This is a genomic window from Stenotrophomonas sp. P5_A8, assembly GCF_056400545.1.
The window spans coordinates 1-8,125 of sequence record NZ_JBFULB010000170.1 but is presented as its reverse complement, the minus strand read 5'-3'; the positions used below and the strand labels follow the sequence as shown (position 1 = coordinate 8,125).

The following is an 8,125-nucleotide window of genomic DNA, read 5'->3' as shown; positions in this document are numbered from 1 at the left end:
CCTTGATGCTGATGGCACATGGGCAGGTGCTGCGCGCGGTGATGGGCGGTGGCGATGTGCTGAGCGGCATGACCGATCACGGCCGCCCGGAGGCGCACGGCGGACAGAATCTGGTCGGCTTGTTCCTCAACGTTACCCCAGTGTTGATACGGGGTGGCACGAGCTGGCGCGGACTTGCCAGGGAACTGACAACGTCCGAAGCCGATGCAAAGCCCTATCGTCGGCATGCGCTTGCCAGTGTCCTGCGGCGGAATCCGCATCTCTCGGTGCAGGCGAACTTTACCTATACCAACTTCAAGGTTGCCACCGAGTTGATGAAGGTCGATTGGCTCCGCGTGGAGATGGGGGAGCAATTTGAGGAAAGCAACTTCCTGCTGTCGACACAGGTGAGCGGCAACCCGGCTGATGGCTTGCTGGTGACGATCAATACGCAGTTGGGACTATCGGAGGAATTCGTAGCGCATTTGTCAGAGCGATTCATGGCGTCCATCGAAGCAATGCTCTCCGACTTCGACGCGCCCGTTCCGCTGCCGGCAACGGGCGGGTTGCCGCTGCTGCAGGTGGAGGGCGTCGCTGCGGGTGCGTGCGTACTGCGGTGGCCCGATCAACTGCGTCCGCAGTTGCTGGCCGACGTCGCTGAGCTGTGCGCACGTGATTGGGAGGTCTCGCACGGTGGTTCAAAGGGGAGGGCCGCACTGCACTGCACCAATCCGGAAGGTGTCGATGCGCTGCAGTGCGCCATAGCCGCTGGTCGCGCAGCGATGGACGGGGTTGCGCTCTTCTCCGTCGCACACCGATATGCGGATGGCCATAGCGTTTTCGCTGTCGTGGCGGACCTGGACGGCTCTGATGCGGACCGGCAACACGCAGTGTTCGCGTTGCTACGTCGCTATTTCGAGCTCACCGGTGAGCGGGCGTTGGTGCAGGTCGCAGTTGGCGCAGGCACCGACTGGATCAGCTGGGATGCCTGGCAGGCGCGCGTAACGAACTGGAGCGCGACGCTGCACGATGCAGCGCCGACCTTGGATCTTCCGGCCGATGGCCACCGCAGTGACGATGCACCGCTGCATCTGGACAGCGTGCCGGCGCTGCGCTCAACGGCGGATGCCATCATCGCCTGGAGCGGGCAAAGCGGCGGGTCTGCCCAGAGTGTGTGGATTGCTGCCTGGATGGAATTGCTGAGCCGTCTGGGCTCACAGGCTGACGGTCTGCTGGGACTGTTCGACCAGCGCGACTGGCGTCCGTCGGTGGTGGGAGTCATGCGCTACCGCCAGCAGGAAGCCAGTGCATGGGAGTGGATAGGCCAAGTAGAGGCCGCGAGGGGCCGGGCGCTTGCCTGTGCCTTGCCGTCATTGTCGGAGGCGGTGCGGGTGCTACGGGACGCCGGCTGGGGTGATCGCATCGCGCCGTTCGACGCTGGGGTAGTGATCTCGTCTGCTTCGGCATCGCACACGGTGTTCGGCTGTACGGTAGTGCTGCGTCTTTATGACGAGGCGCACCGAACCGGAGCAGAGCTGGTGTTTCGCCCGGATGTTTTTAGTCGTGACACCATAGAGCGGTGGTCCGGCCACCTGGACATGATCGTGGGGGGGATGATCGCGGACTCCAGTGCGCCTATGGGGACGTTGCCTTGGCTGCAGCCTGCTCAGAGGCAGCAGGTAGTCAGCGGCTTCAACCTTACATCGCAGCCCTTCGGTGAGACGCACCTCATCCACACGCTGTTTGAAGCACAGGTACGGCGCACGAGTGAAGCGATTGCCATTGAGTTCGAGGGTGGGACGCTGACCTACGGCGAGCTCAACAGGCGTGCCAATCAGCTTGCGCATCATCTGGTGGGTCTGGGGGTAGGGCCGGATGAYCGGATCGGGGTCTGCCTGGAGCGCGGGATGGACATGGTCGTGGCGTTGCTGGGCGTGCTCAAGGCCGGTGGTGCGTATKTGCCATTGGACCCGGGGTATCCGGCCGCGCGTCTGGGCTACATGCTGGCCGACAGCAGCCCGCGCCATGTACTGAGCGTTTCGGCGCTACAGCCGGTGCTGGCCGAAGTGCAGGTGCCGGTGATCATGCTGGACCARGTGGCGGCACTGGATGGTCAGCCCGTGCATGATCCGGATCCGCAGGCACTGGGTCTGACGCCGCAGCACCTGGCCTATGTGATCTATACCTCCGGCTCCACCGGCCGTCCCAAGGGYGTGATGAACCAGCACGATGGTGTCGTCAATCGCTTGCTATGGGCGCAGGAGGAATTCGCTCTTGGCAGTGAAGATCGTGTGTTGCAGAAGACCCCGTTCGGTTTTGACGTGTCGGTYTGGGAATTCTTCCTGCCGCTGTTGGCCGGGGCACGGCTGGTGCTGGCGCGGCCCGGAGGCCACCAAGACCCGTACTACCTGGCCGGCGTGATCAGCTCTTCGGCGATCAGCGTGCTGCACTTCGTACCCTCGATGTTGCAGGTTTTCCTGGATGAGGCCGACGTCAGCGGGTGTGCCGGGGTGCGGCAGATCCTGTGCAGCGGCGAGGCACTGCCTGCCCCGCTGCAGAACCGGCTGCTGGAGGCGTTGCCGCAGGTGGCGCTGTACAACCTGTATGGTCCCACCGAGGCGGCGGTGGATGTGACCTGTTGGCGATGCGTCGCCGGTAGCGACACGGTTCCGATCGGGCGTCCGATCGCCAATACCCGGATCCATATCGTGGATCGCCACCTGCAGCCGGTACCGATCGGTGTGGCGGGYGAGCTGCTGATTGCCGGGGTGCAGGTAGCGCGTGGATACCTGAATCAGCCGGCATTGACCGCCGAGCGCTTCATAGTCGACCCGTTCGATGCTGCCGGTGGGCGGGTTTACCGCAGCGGTGACCTGGCCCGCTGGCGAGCCGATGGCAGCATTGAATACCTGGGGCGCAACGACAGTCAGGTGAAGCTGCGCGGTCTGCGGATCGAGTTGGGAGAGATCCAAGCGCAGCTTGCACAACAGCCCGGCGTTCGCGAGGCAGTGGTAGTGGCGCGCGAGGACCGCGTCGGGGACAAGCGCCTGGTGGCTTATCTGGTGGCCGAGGCGGGCGTGACGTTGCCCACGGATGTCTTGCGGGAAGCGCTGTCGCGAACCCTGGCCGAATACATGGTGCCCAGCGCATTTGTGGTGCTGGCGGCATTGCCGCTGATGGCAAACGGCAAGTTGGACCGGCATGCGTTGCCTGCCCCGGGGCTGGAGGCGTTGACCGGGCGGGCTTACGTGGCGCCGGAAGGGGARGTGGAACAGGCGCTGGCCGCGATCTGGGTCGAGCTGCTGGGCGTGGAGCGGGTGGGACGGCACGACCACTTCTTCGAGCTGGGGGGGCACTCGCTGACGGCCATTCAACTTGTGACGCGCATACGTCAGCAGTTTGCCATTGAGCCCGCGCTTTCAGAGGTGTTCAAGCATCCGCGGTTGGCCGCGCTTGGCGACCAGATAGTGGCCAGGATACTGGCCGGGTACTCAGCCGAAGACCTGGTTGCACTGGAACAGGAAGTCGCGGCGATGGAGGGAGAAGCGCCATGATGGATCGTTCGTGGTTCCTCAAGCGTGGCTCTGCAGTGAACAGTGTCCGCCTGTACTGTTTCTCCTACGCTGGTGGCAACGCCGCCAGCTATCTGGGATGGCAGGAACAACTACCTGCGCCCTTGGAGATCTGCGCCGTACAGTTGCCAGGGCGCAGCGCGCGCTACGCCGAACCTCCATATCATGACCTGCCAACACTGATGGATACGCTGGTGCCGTTGCTGGCGCAGAGTGTTGACCGGCCGTTCGCATTCTTCGGCCACAGCCTGGGAGCGCTGGTTGCGTTTGAGGCGGCCCGCGGACTGGCGCTTAGAGGAGCATCGTTGCCCTGTCACCTGATCGTATCGGGATGCCACGCACCTCGCTTTCGCGACGAGCCCAAGGGGAGGCATCTGCTTGATGACAGTGCCTTGATCGACGTGCTGCGCGACTACAACGGTACGCCTACGGAAATTCTTGCCGACCCCGACCTGATGACGATGCTGCTACCTGTAATACGTGCCGACTTTGCCCTCGCCGAAACCTACCGTTATCAGCCTTCGCCGCCACTCGCTGTGCCGATCACGGCCTTCGCCGGCACGGATGAGGATCGTGCCAGCATCGATCAGATCACTGGTTGGAGTCTGGAAACCAGCGCTGGATTCGATCATCACCTCTTCGCGGGCGATCACTTCTTCATCCACGGCCAGCGGGATYAGGTCCTGCAACGTATTGCCTGCACGCTAGGTGCCAACGCCATCGCGTGAAGTATCGCGCCGATATGGTGCTGCGTGCGCGCCGGGGCTGGGGCCGGGACGTGATCTACCAACAAAAGCCGGTCAGCACGATATCGCCAGGTAGGTGGCGATAGCCTATATGCAGCAACTGACCAGCAACGAACGACTCGCATAAGGTCTCCTGCAGGATGATCGAGACCACGCGGCGTTGTCGGTCAACGTATTTCACCCTTGCACTGGAAAAGTCGAAATAGCGACCGACAGCGGCATGCGCGCCTTTGAACAGGGATTCCTTGGCCGAGAAGGCCGTTGTCAACAGTACATCGAAGCCCTCGTTGGCATGCCGCGATAGAAGGTAGGCGTACTCTTGCTCATCGACGACCGTTGCGAGCAGCGCCTGGGGCTCCTTGCCGACGGTGTGAACCGATTCGATGTCCACGCCCAGCCCGCCGTACACGTCTGCGGAAGAAACCACTGCGGCGGCAAGGCCCTCGATGTGCGAGATGCTGCCGATCACGCCTTCTGGCCACACAGGCTGCCGCTGATCGCCAATGGTAATCCCCGCCACCTGCAGGCCCTGCAACTGGAGGGCGGCCCGCGCCACCAAGCGTCCAAAGAAGAACTCCGCCTGCCGGCGGTGCACGCTACGGGCGATCTGCGGCGGCTGTTCAATTCCAGTCGCGGCAAACAGCCCATTGTCGAAGCGGTCGACATCGAATCGCAGCAGGCATACCGATGGGGAGCAGCGAGCGTCAAACAGATCGGCTTCGCACCACGCGTCAAGAATGGCCGGCCTGGCGGCAGGAGCCATGTCGGAGATCAGCTCCAGCAGGAGAGTCGGCGACCGCTGTAGCGGGCCAGGTCCGTGGCCAAGGTCAGACATCATGGAGTTCAAGGCGCCTCCCGTACCCCTTGGTGCGTACCGACATGATCCATCTGTGCAGTGAGTGGATTACATATGGAATGCACCAGTCCCTCTTCCAGCGTGATGATCTGGTCGGCAACATCGAAGTAGCGGTCATCATGGCTGATGGCAACAACGGCCTTGTTGCGCTGCTTCAGCGCCGGCAGGATTTCCTGATAGAAAACTGCCTTGAACACCGGGTCCTGGTCGGCGGCCCATTCGTCGAACAGGTACAGATCCTTGTCATCGAGGACGGCAATGAGCAGTGCGAGCCGTCGGCGCTGGCCGTCGGACAAGGCCAGTGTGGAGAATCGCCCATTACTGAACGCGATCTTGTGGTCCAGCTTCAATTCGCGCAACAATTCCTGTACACGCGGGCCTGCTGACGCATCGTCCAATCCCAAGACACGGTCGAATAGATAGTAGTCGGAGTATATCGACGCAATTCCCTGCCGAAGAGACCCGAGTGTGGCATCGCCAACCTGCTGATCGCCGAACAGGATGCGACCGCTGCTGGCCTGGTAATGAAGCGTAATCAGCTTGCTCAACGTKGATTTTCCGGAACCGTTGCCGCCAACGATGAAGGTAATCTCGCCGCGGCGGATGGTCAGATCCAGCGGGCCCACCTGAAAGCCGGTGCCATCCTTGCGCTCATGACGATAGCAGACCTTTTCAAACCTCACCTCACTCCAGGGGCGGACGTCCTCCTGGTGGTTGGCGATGGCCTCGGCGGGAATCTCATTGAACAGGATGGCGAACCGCTGCAGTGATACGTGCGAGATGCTCAGCTGCGGTATGGAATTGAGGATCACCGCGATCGGGCCGGTAATGTAGAGCAGGGCCATCACCACCCCGACCAGGTCCTCTGTGCTTATGGTGCGGTAGTTGACCAGGATGAAGATGATGGAGCCGATGACGAAGAAGCTGAGCAGGTCACCATAGTTGCTTGCGGCACGGACGATTGTGTGGCCGGCCTTCTCGTTGACCCTGACCTCGTCTTCATGTCTCATGATGACGTCGTCGAAGAACGCGATGCGCTTGGCGTCGTTGAGTTTGAGCTCTTTGATCCCATGAATCAGTCCATGAATCGATTCTTGTAGGCCATCGAACCCAGCGCGTGCGCGGATGAAGAAGCGGCGTCCGATCAACATCGGCACCTGGTAGCTAATGATTCCAAACACGATGCATCCGATCACGTACATGAATACATGCGTGTTCAGTATCAGCAGGAAGCCGAGCATGCCAATCAGCATGACAATGTCGATCAACAGGTCAGGCATCATCCGTGCGCCCAGCACGATCCGGGGGATGTCAGTGGTCAAAACCGCGATCATGCGCGCCGAACCGATGCGTTCCAGCGCCGGGAGAGGTGCACTTGCGATACGCGCGTACATGCGGGTCCGCAACCCTGAAGATACGTCAATGGCGATGCGGGTGAGCATGATCTGGGACAGCGTCCGCGCGACAAGGATGAGAATGCAGATGAGCGCGAAGACCATGGCGAAGGGCGCATGAGCGATCTCGAGGCCGAAAACGCGCGGMAGCACCGAGTCCACTGTTTGCAGCCGCGGGTCATCTGCCCGGATTGCACTGAGCACCAGCGGGATCAGCAGTGAATAGCAGATGCCCGAAAGCGCACCGAGCACGACCGATGCAAACACCCGGTTGGGCGCATGCTCGGAGAACTGGGAGAACAGTTTCATCGGCCTTGTCCCTCTGCGGGTGATGGCCGTGCGTGTTCGGCCGCAGGGGTGGAAAAGCCCAGCCGGTAGTAGCGCACGTCGCGGAATGGCTTGACCATGTCGGCAAAGTGCGTGCTCAGCGGGTTACCCGATTGCCCGGTCGAAATCATGTAATCGTGCGAGATGCCGCGTGGTCCGATCTCCATGACCTGGCGGAAGCCAGCGCCGAAACCCTGCAGGTACCCTTCTCCGTCCACGAACTGGGATCCAGCGACATTGATCGTATCAAGTGAGCCGCCGTTGCCAATGCGCCGCTCGAAAAGCAGGTTGAACGGTTTCATTCCACTGAACGGTATGTGCGAGTAGCGTGTTTGCTGCACGTGCGACCATCCCCAGCTCTGCATGCTCCAGTCTCCGCGTAGCTTATGCAGCTCGGTGAGAGCATCGGTCTGCGATTCCGCCAACAATCGCGCGCAGCTGCGCGCGGATTCGGAGTCGCGTGTATCGCACCATCCCTGGCCATCACCCTGGAGCAGCTCGGTCAGCTGCGCTGTGCCGACACCTTCGCCCAGACGCCGCGCGAGCGTGCTGGCCTGCGGTGATTCCCAGCCGCCGCGCAGACGAGCCTGGAACAGGCGCTGACGAAAGTGCCGCATCCAGGAGTTGAACACCGTTGCCGCCTGGCTGTCGGCGCGCATGTCGCCGTGCCAGTCCCGCAGGTATGCCGCTGCTGTCCCGGCATGCGATTGCTGTGGAAGCTGGTCGCGCAGCACATCCATCAAGGCTGCCGCATCTAGATCGAGCGTATCGCCCTGGATCTTCTGCATGTCGGAGGCGGTGAGCTTGCGTCCGGCATCGATGCGTTCCCTGAGCAGTTGCTCAATGCGCTTGGCACGTGCCGGCGAGGCCCAGTCATTGGACACGAAGTAAGGGTAATCGAGCCCGACAATGCGGTTGTTGGCGCTGACGATGTAGCCCGAGGGCGGGTTGTAGGCCTGTACCCACTGCTCCGATGGAATGTAGCCCGACCAGTCGTGGCTGCCGTCCCAGCCGGGAACAGGCAGCGTCCCCTGGCCTTGCCTTCGGACCGGGACCCTGCCGGCTGCGAGATAGCCGATATTGCCCTGCCGGTCGGCGTACAGCATGTTCATTGCCGGTGCCACCTGCCACTGCAGCGCCTGTTTGAACTGGGCCCAGCCGCTTGCATATCCCAGTCGGTAGAACGCCTCGTAGCTGGTGTCAGCCTGGTCCAGCCCGGTCCAGCGCAGCGCAACCGGGCTATCGAAGACA

At 62.1% G+C, this 8,125-nt stretch carries 5 protein-coding genes; 2 read left to right on the top strand and 3 right to left on the bottom strand.

Translation table 11 applies throughout. The features are described from left to right. Positions 1–11: 11 nt before the first annotated feature. Together AC1DQP_RS12730 and AC1DQP_RS12725 are read left to right on the top strand one after the other, a co-directional pair. Positions 12–3,533, top strand: coding sequence for a non-ribosomal peptide synthetase (locus tag AC1DQP_RS12730; protein ID WP_478051721.1), 3,522 nt, complete (start codon positions 12–14; stop codon positions 3,531–3,533). Continuing rightward, positions 3,530–4,279, top strand: a complete 750-nt coding sequence (locus AC1DQP_RS12725) for a thioesterase II family protein (RefSeq protein WP_478051720.1) — start codon at positions 3,530–3,532, stop codon at positions 4,277–4,279. Before AC1DQP_RS12730 ends, AC1DQP_RS12725 begins: the two co-directional genes overlap by 4 nt. A 55-nt stretch (positions 4,280–4,334) precedes the next feature. Here the strand turns inward: AC1DQP_RS12725 and AC1DQP_RS12720 are convergent, their stop codons facing one another. From AC1DQP_RS12720 to AC1DQP_RS12710, 3 genes are all read right to left on the bottom strand, one after another. After that, on the bottom strand, positions 4,335–5,135 hold the full coding sequence (locus AC1DQP_RS12720) for a 4'-phosphopantetheinyl transferase family protein (protein WP_457489096.1): 801 nt from the start codon (positions 5,133–5,135) through the stop codon (positions 4,335–4,337). Positions 5,136–5,140: 5 nt separating this feature from the next. Beyond that, positions 5,141–6,856 (bottom strand): cyclic peptide export ABC transporter, encoded by a 1,716-nt coding sequence (locus AC1DQP_RS12715; protein WP_478051719.1) that lies wholly within the window; start codon positions 6,854–6,856, stop codon positions 5,141–5,143. Next, a partial coding sequence (locus tag AC1DQP_RS12710; protein ID WP_478051718.1) for a penicillin acylase family protein occupies positions 6,853–8,125 on the bottom strand: 1,273 nt, incomplete at its 5' end. The genes AC1DQP_RS12710 and AC1DQP_RS12715, both read right to left, overlap by 4 nt.